The organism is Kribbella sp. NPDC051587 (genome assembly GCF_044453945.1).
GTDB lineage: Bacteria > Actinomycetota > Actinomycetes > Propionibacteriales > Kribbellaceae > Kribbella.
Map to the genome: position 1 here is coordinate 92729 of NZ_JBITDE010000016.1, position 15019 is coordinate 107747.

The following is a 15019-nucleotide window of genomic DNA, read 5'->3' on the forward strand; positions in this document are numbered from 1 at the left end:
CACCCTGGTCTGCGCAGTGGGGACTCGACGGCGATCATCGAACGCTTGATCATGAATGGGCCGCCATGGTCGGTGCCGCGGTCGAGGTGAGCATATCGGCGGGCCATCAGCTGACAAGATGTATCACCGAGCGGTCCACCAGGCTCTGACTCCTGCAAGACGTGCGACCTGTAGGGGAGATATCTCGTTGAATACTGCAATTTGCGTTCTCGCCGGAGAGCTCGATGTTTCTTGAGAGTCTCACGTTGTCCAATTTTCAATGCTTTGGTCCTGAGCGGACCGAGATCCGGTTCGACGAGCATCTGACCGCGATGATCGGTCCGAACGCGTCTGGAAAGACGGCGGCCTGTCAGGCGTTGCTTCGCCTCTTCAGCGTTGTCGGCGATCAGCGGCAGGTGCGCGTCGACGACTTTCACGTGCCGGATGGCGAAGACGAGCCGCCAAATGTGCGGACGTTGTCGATCGAGGCGGTCTTCGCGTTTCCCGAGCTTGCCGAGGAGGACGAAGAGGAGGACGAGGACGGCGAAGACGAAGGCGACGGGGGGCACGGGAACGTCGAGCGGACCGTGCCGGAGTTCTTCGCCCAGATGTCAGCGAGCGATGACGGGCATCTGAAGCTCCGGATCGTCCTCGAGGCGACCTGGTCGGCCGAGGGAACGGTCGACGGTGCGATCGAGCAGAGCCGTCGTGTTGTGCACACCTTTGAGCAGGACTACGGAGACCAGTGGGTCGAGCTCCGCCCCTCTGATCGGAATCGTATTCAGGCGGTGTACGTGCCTGCGACCCGAAGTGGTGCACGGCAGGTAGATGCCTTCCTGCGTGGGCGTGTGTGGCGCGCGAGTTTGTGGTCGGAGGAGTTCCGTACGCACGTCAGCACGGCGGCGGGCACGATGTCCGAGGAGTTCAAGAAGGAAGCCGCCGTTCAGAGCGTGACGACGGCAATTGCGGGTCGGTGGAAAGAGCTCCATCACCTGAGAGTTGAGCACAATCCCTACTTCCAGCCGATCGAGAAGGAAGTGGGGGCTCTCGTCGCCAACGCCGAGATGCTGTTCGAGCCTTCGCCTGCGGGGAGGGTCCGACGCGCCGCCGAACTGAGTGACGGCCAACAGTCGTTGCTCCATATCGCGCTGACCGCTGCGACCTTGGATCTCGAGGCCGAGATCGCGGCGGGGGAGCACAACGACAAGTTCGACATCACCGAGGCAAGGCTTCCGACCTTGACGTTCCTTGTGATCGAGGAGCCCGAGAACAACTTGTCGCCCTACTTCCTGTCTCGCGTCATGCAGCAACTGCTGGATGTGACCTCATCGGGCCGAGCGCAGGCTGTGATCTCTAGCCACTCTGCCAGCGTCCTCGCCCGAGTCGAGCCCGAGCGGATCAGGCACCTGCGGATCGACGGGACAACCAGGACAACGCGGGTGCGTGAGATCGTGCTTCCGGACGACTCAGACGATGCTGGGAAGTACGTTCGTCAGGCAGTCAGGGCTCACCCGGAGCTCTACTTCGCGCACTTTGTCGTGCTCGGGGAGGGCGATTCGGAAGAGCTTGTCCTCCCGATGCTTGCTGCAGCCCGAGGCATGCACATCGACCAGTCGTTCGTCGCAGTCATCCCACTGGGCGGCCGTCACACGAACCACTTTTGGCGACTGCTCAACGACCTCGAGATTCCCCACGCCACGCTCCTCGATCTGGATTGGGGCCGCGCGGGGGGCGGGGAGGGACGCATCAAGGATGCTTGTAGCCGCCTGGTCGACATCGGAATCGATCCGTTCGAGGGAATACAAGGCTTCACCTCGGCGGATCAGATCACCGGGCTGTCAACGAAGCAGATCGACACTTGGCTGGATCACCTTGAACAGTGGGGTATCTACTTCGCTGCTCCCCTCGATCTGGATATGGTCCTTCTGAAACACTTCCAGTCGGCCTACACCAACAATCTCGACCCGGGCGCCAAGGGACCTAGCACGAAAGGTGATCCGCGCGACGCTGTTCTCGGCGAACCAGACGTACGGCCGTCTGTCGACGGCTGGGACTCGACAGACGCGACCGAGCTAATGCGTTGGTATCGATACCTGTTCCTAACGCATTCGAAGCCGAGTACTCATCTACGCGCACTCTCGCGGGTGCCAACGACTGATCTCGCCGAAGCCCCGCACCGAATTGGTCGTCTTCTTGACCGGGTCAGCGAGGCGGTCGACGCGACATGAGGGTGGACCCGGCCGATTGGCGGCCTCACGACATTGAGAACCTCGAGGCCGCGGCATGGGACGCTTTGCGTGCTGGCACGGCGTCGATCACGGCCGGTCCCGGAGCCGGCAAGACGGAGTTCCTCGCCCAACGTGCGAGCTTTCTGCTGGAGACCGGCATGTGTCGACCGCCACAGCAGATTCTTGCCATTTCGTTCAAGCGAGATTCCGCTGCCAATCTCCGGCGCCGCGTCCAGGCCCGACAACCGGACCTGGCCTCGCGGTTCACGTCGATGACGTTCGATGCGTTCACGAAGTCGATCGTGGATCGATTCAGAGGCCTGCTGCCAGCGGACTGGTTCCTGCCGAGTGACTACCAGATCGGCTTCGCCAGCAAGACAGACGTGGAAAGCTTTCTATATGACCTGCTGTCATCGGCACCTGGGGGATTTCAGGACGAGATCTTTGCGATCCGACCGTCGGACTTCCTCACGAATGTGGTCGGCTCGTACGAGTTGCTGGCTGAGATTCCGGCGCCGACGTCAGGCAGCGAGTACGCCGTGCAGCAATGGTGGGAGCGTAATTACCACTCGCGCGACTGGCCGCGGCTCGACTTCGTCCTACTGAATCGCTTGGCCGAGCTACTGATCCGCACGAACACCCAGCTGAGGCGTGCGTTGACTGCCACCTATCCGTTCGTTTTCGTCGACGAGTTCCAGGACACCACCTACGCCCAGTACTCCTTCCTGAGAGCCGTCTTCGCGCGTGAAGGTACGACGGTCACAGCAGTCGGTGACCGCAAGCAACGAATAATGGGCTGGGCCGGTGCATTGACCGATGCCTTCGCGGAGTTCAGGCAGGATTTCAGCGCCGCTCCCTACGAGCTGACCTGGAACTTCCGTTCGACACAACCGTTGGTCGATCTCCAACACCGGTTCGCCACGCTGCTTGACGAGGCGAGCCAGCTCCAGATCTCACAGGTCACGGGTGACGCGACCGATTCGCAGGTGCAGATCTGGTCATTCTCCAACTCGCAACTCGAAGCCCGGGCCCTGGCGGCCTCGATCGCCGGCGATGTTGAGGCATCGTTACGCAAACCGTCCGACTACGCGCTGATCGCTCGCCAGCAGGTCGCCAATCTCGAACCCGAACTCCGACGGGCATTTGCCGCGCAGGGACTCAGCGTTCGAAACGACGATGCACAGGTCGGCAAACTGAGGCTCCAGGACTTGCTGAAGGACGAGTTGGCGCGGCTGCTGATCGGGCTGATTCGCCTGGCTGCCTCGCGCGGCGGACAACCGCAGACCTGGCGTGAAGTGACATCGACTCTTGCCGGATTGGTGCCGGCCGACCAGGACCGCGAGGTCGGCACGCGAATGGACGATGAACTCTCGGCGTTCCTCACCGAGCTTCGTGCGTGGTTCGCGATGAACTCGGTCGACGATGGGGATGCGAGTACCAACCTCATCGAAAAGCTCGTCGGGTTCATGAAGCTCGATCAACTCAGTCACAAGCGAACCCTCGCGGACCGGCCCGAAGACGTTGCAGTCACATTGGAAGCGTTCGAGATCCGACTGTCTGACGTCGTCGGCCGTGTCGACTCGTGGGATCAAGTCGCGGATGGCTTCAGCGAAGACGACGCCGTACCGCTGCTTACAATCCATCGCAGCAAGGGGCTTGAATACCACACCGTGTTCTTCATCGGGTTGGACGACGATCAATGGTGGGCGCACGCGCGAGACGTCATCGAATCCACTATGACGTTCTTTGTCGGCGTGTCCCGAGCAGCCGAAAAGCTGGTCTTCACACAGTGTGACGCCCGTGGGTCGAACAACCGGATTGCAGACCTGTACGCGGTGCTTACCGAGGCCGGTGTCGAACTGATCCGCTTCGAATGAACGACAGTTGCGACTGCTGAGTCCCGCCTTCATACAGGATGAGGTCGGCGACGGGATCTGACTCGGCGGCTTCGAAGCGGCGGCGAGACGTATGGCCTCAGCCGCTGACTTCCATCGTCCAGCGTGAGGGACGCGTATAGCTTCGGCTCGGGTGGGTCCGGCTGGAGGCGTGCAATCTGGTCGCGATGGTCACCTTCTGTTCGATCGCTGTTGACTCCGGTAGACCCAGTTCAACGTGTCTTTGTTTCCATGGCTGTTCCCTCACGACGCTGAGGTGCCTACGGACGAGGTTGATGCGACGATCGCCACCAAGTTGCGTACCAGTCGAATCCCGCATGGAGGCGTAGGTGACGTCTGTGAGCCGAAACTCGATCAAGGAGTGCCGTTATAACCAGGATCTGCTCGGTCTGAAGCGGCCACGGTCCCTGCAGCCTAGGCACTGTGGACCCATCGAAGTGAAGCACGACTCGCACACGTCAGTCCTCCGTCTGGCATCTTCGCTAATGCAACCTGCAGGTCAGCCGCTGTAGCCGCAGTCGGTGTAGCTTCCGACTGTGTCGTATGTCTTCTTGATCATCGATGGGCGCGGGCGCGGATCTTGGCTGACGCCAAGCCTCGTGGTCGCAATATTTGCGCTGCTCTTTACAGTCGGATCATTCTGGTGGATTCAGGTCCGACGCGGCCTGCTGCGCGCCTACACGTCACATGTCTACAGCGGCGGGTTCACTCCCGCGAAGATCGTGCTGGTGTTGCCCCTCGTAGTGCATAATCCGGCCCCGGCGCCGATCATCGTGACTGACCTGCGCCTTCGTGTCGACACGCCGCGAGGGACAGCGGTCCGGGAACCGGCGTTGCCGATCTATCTGAGCTGGATTGCGTCGCACGCGTCGGTTTACCCCCAGAACGAATCGCGGGTCTACGCGGCGCCATTTGTCGTTGCTGGTCGCACGGCGATAGAAGAGTTCATCTCCGTCACAGCTCCGTGAGACGATGGCAAACGACGATCACGGGTGAGCAACGCTGGGAGACAAACGCGCAGCTCAGCCGCGGATTCGGCCGTTCGACGCGAGTCGCCCGGGAGGTTGGAAGAGATCTATACCTTCTTCGAAGGCACCTCAGAGATCCAGCGCCTTATCGTCTCCCGAGCTATCTCCGGTATGCGCATCCGTTAGCACAGCCCCGCACACGGCTAACGCCGGAGCATCCCGTGCCGGCTACCGCCGACCACCCTGGCGGCTACCGCCGCCGAGCGGCTAGCGCGCACAACCAAAACCGGTGGCTGGCGTGGAGCCGGCCTCAGACCGCCAACGCCTTGATCGTCTCGTCGTCTACCGCCAGACCGAGCGCCCCATACAGCACCAAAAACGCCGTACGCGCGGTGGACGGCCCGAACCGCGCATCAGGTCAACGACCCAGGCCGCGATCTCCGACGGTTTGATCGACCGCAACTGCCGGCGCCCGAACACCGGGTTCACATGCGACCGAGGCGCCGACTCGTACCTGATCAGACTCGCAGGATCCACGGGGCGACCAAGGAATCGCAGCTGCTTGAGTGCGTAGACCTTGCTGATGGCGCCGACGGGGATCACGTCGGGCAACTGCCGCCAGCGCACGGGGTCTTGGCCGTTAGCTGTGGGTAAGCGCGGGTGGGGGATTGCGGGCGTAGCGTTCGAGCTGACCGAGAGGAAGGTGCGAACGATGTTCGACCAGATGAGTATGCCGGTTCTGTTCGCTGTCTTGATTGTCGCGTTGGCACTGGTCAGCGCGGCTGTCTTCATTGCTGTTCGGGTGTTGGCCGTTCGTGCCGGGAGGCCGCAGCCGGTGGCGAGCGCCAAGAAGACTACGTCGGCCAGGGAGCTCGGGTAGGTGGTGCGCTGGCGAACTGTCGCCACCTTGGCTGTCTTGCTTTCAGGTGTCGCGGGCTGCTCGAATGCTTCGCAGGCAGGCGTTTCGGGGCCCTCGGCCACACCGTCGAACACCCGGTTCACGATCGGGCCGGGGGAGGGGTTTCATGCGGACGGCAGTTTCGATCCGCGGATGACTTGCGATGGAGCAGGGGACTACTCCCCACCGCTGGTCTTCAGTAACCTTCCGGCCGGGACGGTCGAGCTGGTGTTGTCGATGGTCGACGAGGACAAGCCGGGGCCGCTCATCCACTGGGTTGAATGGATGATCCCACCGGATGTGGGCGGCCTTGCCGAACACACGAAGCCCGAAGCTGCCCGCGAGGCCTTGAGTGACCTCGGTGAAGCGACGTACAACGGGCCCTGCCCACCCCGCGGCGAGACCCATCATTACCGTTTCACCTTGCTGGCCTTGGCTAAACCGCTCAGCCTCCCGTACGGCGCCCCCGCCCGGTCGGTGCTCGCGGCCGCCAAGCCCTCGACTACTGCCACCGCCACTTTCGTCGCCACCTATCGCCGTACGACGTAACCCACGGCCAATCCTGTTCGGACGGGGCATACTCGCTCGGTATGAACTCCCTTCGTGTTGGGCTTGTGGCGGATCCGGCTGCTCCGACTGTGGCCGCTCGGCGAATGACCGACCTGCGACCACTCAGTGGCGACGACACGTGGGATATCGACGTGGTGAGTGAGCCCTTCACCACGGGCTCGGAGGATGTCGGGGCGGCAGTGGGGAGGTTGCAGGACCGCGCTCGGGAGCGGGACTGGGACTTTGTGGTTGGCCTGACCGAGCTGCCGTTGCACGATCATGAGGGTCGGCACTTGCTCGTGGAGACCGATCCGGAGCAACGCACCGCCGTACTGTCGTTGCCTGCGCTCGGCGGGCTCTGGATGCATACCCGTGCCCGCAAGGCTGTTCGCTCGCTGGTCAGCGGCATGGCTGATCCCGACACGGACGCGGAGCGCCACGTCGCCCTGCCGCGGCTGCGGGGGCGCTTGCGGCTGCTTCGGGGGATGGTGCTCGCCAACCGTCCATGGCTGTTGGTGCCCGGGCTGAAGTCCGCGCTCGTCGCGGCGCTCGCCACCGGAGCTGTGGCCACCGTCAACTCCACGATCTGGCTGCTCGCGGGTTCGCTGTCGTGGTGGCGTCTGGTGGTCGCGAGCATCGCCTCGATCGCGCTCGTGGTCGGCTGGCTGGTGATCGACGGCGAACTGTGGGACCGCCCGGACGACGACTCCCCGCAGGCGAAGGAGCGGTCACGCCTGTACAACGCCTCCACCCTCCTGACGCTGGCAGTCGGCGTACTCATCTGCTACGCCGCCTTGTACGTCGTGAATCTGGCGTGGGCGTACTTCGTCCTCGACCCCCAGGTGATGAGCAGCTCCTCCGGAGTCCCGATGGGTCATGGCGACCTGTTCGTGCTGGCCTGGTTCGTCGCATCCGCCGCCACCGTGGGCGGTGGGCTCGGCTCGGGCCTGGAGTCGGATGAGGCGATCCGCGCGGCCGCCTACTCCAAGCGCGAACAAGATCGCCGCGAGCGCCTGGCTCGCGCCGAAGACGACTCCTGACGGTGTAGCACCGCCACGCCCGTTGCCCCGCGCGCCCGGGACGGTGTGCGAGCGCCCGTGACTATCATCGGGGCGTGCGGGTGCTGGTCCTGGAGGACGAAGCGGAGCTCGGTGCCGAGATCGCGGGAGGCTTGCGGTCGGTCGGCTACGCGGTCGACCTGGTGGCAACGGTCGCGGATGCCGGTTTCGCTGTCTCCGTCAACGAGTACGACTGTCTGGTCCTCGACCGGATGGTGCCGGACGGCGACGGCCTGGAGCTGGTGCGGACTCTTCGCGGCCACGGCACCAGCCTGCCGGTGCTGATGCTGACCGCGATGGACACGGTGGCCGATCGCGTCGACGGGCTGACCGAGGGCGCCGACGACTATCTCGTCAAGCCGTTCGCGTTCGCCGAACTCGTGGCCCGGGTCGGCGTGCTGTGCCGGCGGGGCGAGCAACCGCGGCCACCGATCCTGTACGCCGGCGGTCTGGAGATCGATACCGCCCGCAAGCGGGTTCGCCGTGACGGCATTCTGCTTGCCCTGGGCGCGAAGGAGTTCGCGGTTCTGGAATTCCTGGCGGTGCGCGCCGGGCAGGTCGTCTCCCGCATCGACCTGATCGAACATTGCTGGGACGAACAGGCCGACCCGATGTCGAACGTCGTCGACGCGGTCATCGCCCAGCTGCGCCGCAAGCTCGGCGTACCGGTGATCAGCACGGTGCGCGGCGCCGGGTACCTGGTCGAGGGGCCGGCAGCGTGATCACACCGGCCCGCACGCGGCTGCGGCGGCTTCGGTGGCAGCTGACTGCGCTCTACACCCTCGGCACTGCGGTGTGCCTTGTGGTGCTGGCCGCGATCGCTGCCGGGATCGACGCCAGCTCACGGTCGTCGGCACTGGATCTGGACGTCGATCGCACCGCCACCGCGCTGTCGCGAGCAGTCTGGTACGACGACGCCGGGAGCCTGCACCTCGAGCCCTTGCGCGAAGACATTCTGGCGGCTGGTTCGGCCTCGGTCGCGGTGTTCGAGTGGAATGCCGCCGGCGAGCTGACGGAACGCTACCCACGCGGCGGGGCGGCCCCGGCGGACATCGCGAGTGTGGCGGCGGAGGCACGCCGTACTGAGGAAACAGCGCTGGGCGATGCGGTCGGCGACGGACATCCGGTTCGGGTCGCGGCGGCGGGTGTGTGGAACGGCGACCGCATCGGCGCGGTAGTTGTCGCCCGTGGCAGTGGCGCCGCCGAGCGGCACCAGCACGCCTTACTGGTCCGGTGGCTCGCTTTGGGATGTGCGGTGCTGCTGCTGGTCGCCGCCGCGGCGGGTCATCTGTTGTCCGGGCGAAGCATGCGGCCCGCGATGCACGCCCTCGACCAGCAGGAACAGTTCCTGGCCGAAGCGGCGCACGAGTTGCGTACGCCGCTGGCAACGCTCCAACTGGTCACCGAGGCCGGGCTCCGCGACCCCAACCGGCGTACGGACGCACTCCAACGAGCCGCTCGCCTGGCCGGGGAGCTGGGCCGATTGGTCTCCGGCCTGCTGGTCCGGGCCCGGCTGGAAGCCGGCACGGTCAACCCCGAGCGCGAACCCCTACGGCTGGATCTGCTCGTCGAACAGGTCCTTGACGGGTACGACGTCCGCCTCGCTGCGGAGCCTTGCATCGTGCTCGGCGATCCGGACCTGCTCGGGCAGGCCGTGCGCAACCTCGTCGACAACGCCGTACGTCACGGCGGTGGAACCGAGGTCGTGGTCACAGTCGCCGATGGCCGGGTCGCCGTCCGCGACCACGGTCCGGGAGTCGCGGAAGCAGATCGGGAGCGGATGTTCGAGCGCACCGTCACCGGTGAACCTGGCGGCACCGGCATCGGACTGGCGATCGTGCGCTGGGTCGCCGGACTGCACGGGGGATCGGCACGCCTTCTGGCCGCCGACGGCGGCGGGACCTTGGCAGAGTTGATCCTGCCCGTCCACGCCGTCTCATGATCTTCTCATCAACGTCTTGACACGCTGCGGGCATGAAGAGAATTCACGCGGCGATGGCCATCGCGGTGGCAGTCACTCTGACCGCTTGCACAACCATCGACCAACGGCCGGTCGCGGCGACGCCGAGCTCGCAGAGCAGTCTCGCGCCCGCACACGGCGCGCTCCTCGGGCACTACTACGGCTCCGGAACCATCGCCGAGACCGACGCCCGGATCGGCCGCAAACCGGCCATCCACCTGACGTACTACAACTGGAAGGACGACTGGGTCACGTCGGACGCGACCCGGTCCGACCTCGCCGACGGCCGGATCCCGCTGATCAACTGGGAGCCCTTCGGCGTCGACTTCGACGACATCACCGCCGGGAAGCTGGATGACACGATCAAGGCCCGCGCCGACGGCGTGAAGACGCTCAAAGCCAAGGTCATGCTGGATTTCGCGGCCGAGATGAACGAGGAAGAAGGCTGGGGCGACCACTCACCGGCCAGATACATCGCCGCCTACCGCCACATCCACGACCTCTTCACCGCCCGCGGCGTGACCAACGTGGAATGGGCCTGGTGCCCGAACAACACCGACTCCGACGGCGCCCCGACCGCCATGGCCTACTACCCAGGTGACGCCTACGTCGACTGGACCGGCATCGACGGCTACAACTGGGGCACCTCCGACCCGGACTTCGAGTGGCAGACCTTCGAAGAGGTCTTCGCCGGCCTGTACGACGACCTGGCCAAGGTCGGCAAACCGGTCATCATCGGCGAATCGGCCTCCGACGAGACCGGCGGCGACAAAGCAGCCTGGATCGCCGGCATCGTCCCCACCCTCCAGCAACGCTTCCCGCTGATCAAAGCCTTCGTCTGGTTCGACATCGCGAAGGAACGCCAGTGGCAACTCACCTCTTCGCCCGCCGCCCTCCAGGCCTACCAGAACCTGGCCGCCAACCCCTACTTCGCCCCGTGACCCCTCGGTCCGGGCGCCTTGGACAGGATGGGCGTGTGGCTGCGAAGCCTCGCCCGATCGACTGATGCCAGGCGGGCGGCCGCCCGAGACATGGAGACGCGGTCGACGATCGTTTGCCAGGTGCGTGCGGTGAACGAGTCGGACTCCAGCGCGGTGAGCTCCGCTTCGAGTTGCCGGCGGTGTGAAGCGTCTCGGTAACCGACGCGGAGCATGGCCGTCCGGAGCTCGTGCAGCGCGTGGGCGCGGTCGACGATCTGGGCGGTGGTGCCCCGGAGCTCTCTGGCGCGGACGTGCAGGGTGCTGTTGGCGTCGACATCGAACTCCACTTCGATCAGCGGTGTCCCGATGGGATGGCGGGGGAGATCCGACAGTTCGAGGAGGGCAAGCGTCTTGTTCCGGTCGGCGGCCGCGAATTCGCCTTCGAGGACTCGTAGCGTCATGGCGGTCTGCTCGCCGGCGCTCGGGCCGGCGTAAGCCCAGGAGCGGGTAGGGATCGTCGTGCCGCGGGCGATGAGGGTCAGGACCGAGCCGTCGGACGTGTCGACCCCGAGCGGCGCCGAAACCACGTCGAGGAGAAGGGTGTCTTTGATGGCTCCCTCCAGTACTCCGGCTTGGAGCGCGGCGCCGGTGACGATTCCGTCGGGAATGAGTCCGCGGTACGGGTGCTGGCCACCAGTGGCCTGCCGCACGAGGTCGCCGATGGCAGGCATCCGGGTCGCTCCGCCGGTCAGAATTACCTGGTCGATCATCGACGGATGCATCCCGGCGTCCTGGAGGGCCTGTTCGATCGGGCCTCGGCAGCGCTCCAGCAGATCGTTGGTCATCCGCTCGAACTCGACGCGTGTCACCACCTGCTCGAAATGCACCGGGCCGGCTGGGGTCGAGGTGAGGAAGGGTAACCGCACGACCGTGCTGGTCGCCGACGACAACTCGATCTTGGCCATTTCGGCCGCGTCCTGGAAGCGCTGGCGCGCGAGGGCGTCCTGGGACAGATCGACGCCGTACGCGTCGCGGACCCGGCCGATCAGATGCTCCGCGAGGCGCTGGTCCCAGTCGTCGCCGCCGAGTTGCCGGTCACCGGATGTGGCTTTGACCTCCACGACGCCGTCGCCGACCTCGACCAGGCTGACGTCGAGGGTGCCGCCACCGAGATCGAAGATCAGCGCTCTGGCGTCGGTCAGCCTGCCCAGTCCGTAGGTGAGCGCGGCGGCGGTCGGCTCGTTCAGGACCCGCTGGACGTTGAGACCGGCTCGGCGCGCGGTCTCGACCAGTGCCGCTCGCTGGGCCAGGTCGAAGTTCGCCGGGACCGTGACGACCGCCTGCCGAGGCGGTTGCCCGGCATAGGCCTCGGCGTCCTCGCGCAGCCTGCGCAGGATGAGTTCGGCGATGTCCTCGGCGGTCAGTCGGACGTCTCCACGGGTGATGCTCCAGTCCGTGCCCAGCCGCAGCTTGACCGATCGGACGGTGAACTCGGCGTTCTGGAGCGCCTGCCGCTTGGCGGCCGCTCCGATCAGGAGGTCGCCGTTCGCGGTGATGGCCAGCAGGCTCGGCGTCGTGAGCGAGCCTTCCGCGTTCGGGACGATGCGTACGTCGTCGCCCTCGAGGATCGCGATCGACGAGTTCGTCGTACCGAAATCGATGCCTACCGCGGGACCCAACCGCTGTGGTCCAGGTGCTGGCGGCTCCGGACGCGGACGCCGTACGGTCGGGATCTCGCCGAGCCCACGCTCGTGCCACAGCTGGCGGGCACGGTTCGCGACCTCGCGGTCAGCATCGGCGATCAGCCCGAGCAAGGCCGCTTCGGCCGCGTCCCGCGTCGCCTCACGCACGCTGCCGAGCAGCTGCGCGACGAGGTGGAGTGATCCGACGCGCTTCCAGGGCTGGGCGTCATTGACGCCCAGGCGCATCTCGGTGAGCCTGTCGGTGTCGGCATGGCGGGGACTTCGAGCGACGTAGATGGTTCCCTGCGCACTGTCCACACTCAGCGTCGGCGTCTGACCGGCGATCTGCTGGCGTACTTGCTCGTGGACGAAGTCGTAGAGCTCCTCGACCGAGATCAGGCCGTCGCCGTCCAGATCGGCGGCGCCGTCGCGAAGACCGCGGACCACGGCCGAGGTGAAGACGGACGGCTGCGCGGGCGTCCGGCTGTACCGCACATCGAGCTCGCCTTCATGCGCGTACTGCAGCGAGGTGGACGCCGTGATCACGACCCGGCCGTTGCCCGCGAACGGTTCGGCGACATCGACGGCCGGCGGCGCCGGGTCCCGACGCTGTGCGTTCAGCGTGAACGCGCCGCTGTAGCAACAGTCCAGCAGGACGACGATGCGACGGCATCGGCTCTCGTTCATGAAGGTACTGAGCGTGTCGGCGGCGACGGCGGTCGATCCGGGGTAGTCGCGTTCGGTGTCGCGCATGACGAAGTGCAGCCGGTTGCGGATGTCCTTCCAGCCGTGCAGGGACAGATGAACCAGGAGCAGGTCGTCGCGTCCGGCCCGCGTGAAGAAGGACTCCAGCGATCGCATCGCGGCCCGCTGGCCGACGTCGACCAGCGACTCGACCTCGAAACCGCCGATCTCCGGATCGCCCAGCACCGCCGCGAGGTGCTGGGCATCCGCGGCTGCCGCCGGCAGCGCGCTGAACTGCTCGTCGTCGTACACGCTGTTGGCGATGATCAGGGCCCGGCTCGCCATGACGGATCAGCCCTCGTGGCGACGGAGGAAGTCCTCCAAAGCGCGCTGCTGCAGCGCATCCGAGGCAGCCGTCAACTCGATCTCGTCGTCGCCGATCTTGAGCCGGATCGACCCCGACCGCCGGCGCAGCAACCAGTCCCGTACAACAGTGACCAGCACCGGCAGCAGGGCACCGCTGCTGCCGAGCCCGACGACGAGCGCCCCGACAGCCATCGCGTCCATCGCTCGCGTGCCCGGTGGCGCGACGCCGTCCGCAGCACGCTCGACGCTGTCCAGATCGATCTCTCGCAGGTCGTCGATCAGATGCAGCAGCTGTTCGTCGACGTACTGCGGATCGTCGTCCGCACTCTCGAGCACCAGCCAGACCGAGTCCACCCCGAGCCCCCCATCTCCTCGCAGGCTCCGAGTCTAGAGGAGATACCGGCGCAACGATCGGACCGGCGATGCCGCTCCAGCTAGAGGCCGAAGGCCTTGCCCTCGACAAGGATGAGCAGGCCGATGCCGATGAGGACGACGGGCAGCAGGATGTGGCCCCAGCGCGCCAGGGCCTTGGCGATCGCCGGGCGGGTGGCGAAGTAGCGGCCGGCGGCGATCCAGACGGCGAGCAGAATCAGGAAGACGACGACGTAGCCGATCATGCCGCCGATGCCGGCGGTCGCGAAGACGGGGACGTAGACGCCGATGTTGTCGCCGCCGTTGGCGAAGGTCACGGCAGCCACGGCCGCGGCGGAGGGTGCGGTGGTCCTGGCCGGGTTGCTGTCGGCCGGGTCGTTGCGGTGCCGCCAGGCCTGGATCGCGGCCCTGACCCCGAGCGCCAGCGGCAAGAGGCCGAGGTAGGGGACGCCCTGGTCCGGCAGGAACGTCGTACCGAAGGCCGCAGCGACCGCGATGACGAGGATCGCGAGGAATCCGGCGTACTGCCCGATCGCGATGGTGCGCGCTGACCCACGGCGGCCGGCGCCTTGGGCGAAGAACAGCGCCAGGACGAGGAGGTCGTCGATGTTGGTGACGGCGAACAGGCCGGCGGCCTGGCCGGCGATGCCGGGGTTCATCCCTGAGTGATCTCTCGTCTCAGCGGCGGGCGTAGTCGGCGATGCCGTGGCCGACCATCTCGGTGGCGGTGGTGAGCCAGCCTGTGAACGCCTTGCGTTGCCGGTTCTTCGGCTGGGATCGCAGGTAGGTCATCACTTCGGGGGTCGACAGCGTGCGATAGATGACGATCAGTTGTGCCGCGGCGATCCGGGGTTGCGGTGACTCCGGCGGTACGCCGGTGTCGGCCGCCAGTTCGGCGGCGATCGCGTCCTCGAACCGCTCCCACATCAGTCGCATCCGGGACCGTAGCGAGGCGCTGTCGTCGAGCATGCGCAGCAGTCGTTCCAGTTCGCTCACCGGTCCGCGGGGGCTCGTGGTCATCAGGTCGGCCAGCAGGCCCGTGATCGCGTCCAGCGGGGAGTCGCCGGCCGGACGGTTGCGGATCCGCTCGACGAGGGATCGCTGCATCTCGGCCTCACCGTGGAACACGAGGTCTTCCTTGGTGGGGAAGTAGACGAACACGGTCTTCGCGGCGACGTTGGCCGCGTCGGCGATCTCGGCCACCGTGACCTGGTCGAAGCCGCGCTGGGCGAACCTCTCGGTCGCGATCTGGATCAGTGCCTGCCGGGTGAGCCGCTTCTTGCGCTCCCGCAGGCTCAGGCCGGCGACGTCTTCCGGTCCCGCGGTCGGCATACGCGTCACCGTAACACCGAAGCACACTCACTGACCTTTCGGAGTCGATCACCGCCGGGCCGGTTTGAAGATAAAAAGTAAGCGAGTTACCTTTCATGGTGAGTGACACTTTCTGACAGGGAGCGGAC

The 15019-nt window shown here is 65.9% G+C and carries 13 protein-coding genes; 8 read left to right on the plus strand and 5 right to left on the minus strand.

Annotated elements, in window-relative coordinates:
* Positions 1-224: 224 nt before the first annotated feature.
* The 3 genes from ACIA49_RS37150 (at position 225) to ACIA49_RS37160 (ending at position 5070) form a co-directional block, all read left to right on the plus strand.
* Positions 225-2207, plus strand: a complete 1983-nt coding sequence (locus ACIA49_RS37150) for an ATP-dependent nuclease (protein ID WP_396382967.1) — start codon at positions 225-227, stop codon at positions 2205-2207.
* Entirely contained in the window at positions 2204-4084 is a 1881-nt protein-coding gene (locus ACIA49_RS37155) for a UvrD-helicase domain-containing protein (protein WP_396382968.1), read from the plus strand. The genes ACIA49_RS37150 and ACIA49_RS37155 overlap by 4 nt, the downstream gene beginning before the upstream one ends.
* Before the next feature lie 554 nt (positions 4085-4638).
* The gene (locus ACIA49_RS37160; RefSeq protein WP_396382969.1) at positions 4639-5070 is read left to right on the plus strand and encodes a hypothetical protein; all 432 of its coding nucleotides are present in this window, start codon (positions 4639-4641) and stop codon (positions 5068-5070) included.
* 342 nt (positions 5071-5412) lie between these two features.
* Here the strand turns inward: ACIA49_RS37160 and ACIA49_RS37165 are convergent, their stop codons facing one another.
* Positions 5413-6063, minus strand: a complete 651-nt coding sequence (locus ACIA49_RS37165) for a hypothetical protein (protein ID WP_396382970.1) — start codon at positions 6061-6063, stop codon at positions 5413-5415.
* Between the two features lie 58 nt (positions 6064-6121).
* On the opposite strand from ACIA49_RS37165, the gene ACIA49_RS37170 reads away from it, so the two are divergent.
* From ACIA49_RS37170 to ACIA49_RS37190, 5 genes are all read left to right on the plus strand, one after another.
* Entirely contained in the window at positions 6122-6517 is a 396-nt protein-coding gene (locus tag ACIA49_RS37170; protein ID WP_396382971.1) for a YbhB/YbcL family Raf kinase inhibitor-like protein, read from the plus strand.
* Positions 6518-6558: 41 nt separating this feature from the next.
* On the plus strand, positions 6559-7557 hold the full coding sequence (locus ACIA49_RS37175; protein ID WP_396382972.1) for a hypothetical protein: 999 nt from the start codon (positions 6559-6561) through the stop codon (positions 7555-7557).
* Between the two features lie 74 nt (positions 7558-7631).
* Complete coding sequence (locus ACIA49_RS37180; RefSeq protein ID WP_396382973.1) at positions 7632-8297, plus strand: response regulator transcription factor; 666 nt, start codon at positions 7632-7634, stop codon at positions 8295-8297.
* Positions 8294-9517, plus strand: a complete 1224-nt coding sequence (locus ACIA49_RS37185; RefSeq protein WP_396382974.1) for a sensor histidine kinase — start codon at positions 8294-8296, stop codon at positions 9515-9517. Before ACIA49_RS37180 ends, ACIA49_RS37185 begins: the two co-directional genes overlap by 4 nt.
* A 32-nt stretch (positions 9518-9549) precedes the next feature.
* Entirely contained in the window at positions 9550-10476 is a 927-nt protein-coding gene (locus ACIA49_RS37190; protein WP_396382975.1) for a glycoside hydrolase family 26 protein, read from the plus strand.
* On the opposite strand, the gene ACIA49_RS37195 is transcribed toward ACIA49_RS37190, so the two are convergent.
* The 4 genes from ACIA49_RS37195 to ACIA49_RS37210 form a co-directional block, all read right to left on the minus strand.
* Entirely contained in the window at positions 10461-13166 is a 2706-nt protein-coding gene (locus ACIA49_RS37195) for an Hsp70 family protein (RefSeq protein ID WP_396382976.1), read from the minus strand. The genes ACIA49_RS37190 and ACIA49_RS37195 overlap by 16 nt on opposite strands.
* A 6-nt stretch (positions 13167-13172) precedes the next feature.
* Complete coding sequence (locus ACIA49_RS37200; protein WP_396382977.1) at positions 13173-13541, minus strand: hypothetical protein; 369 nt, start codon at positions 13539-13541, stop codon at positions 13173-13175.
* 80 nt (positions 13542-13621) lie between these two features.
* Positions 13622-14218, minus strand: a complete 597-nt coding sequence (locus ACIA49_RS37205) for a cadmium resistance transporter (protein WP_396382978.1) — start codon at positions 14216-14218, stop codon at positions 13622-13624.
* A 19-nt stretch (positions 14219-14237) separates the two neighbouring features.
* Positions 14238-14891, minus strand: a complete 654-nt coding sequence (locus ACIA49_RS37210; protein ID WP_396382979.1) for a TetR/AcrR family transcriptional regulator — start codon at positions 14889-14891, stop codon at positions 14238-14240.
* Positions 14892-15019: the final 128 nt, after the last annotated feature.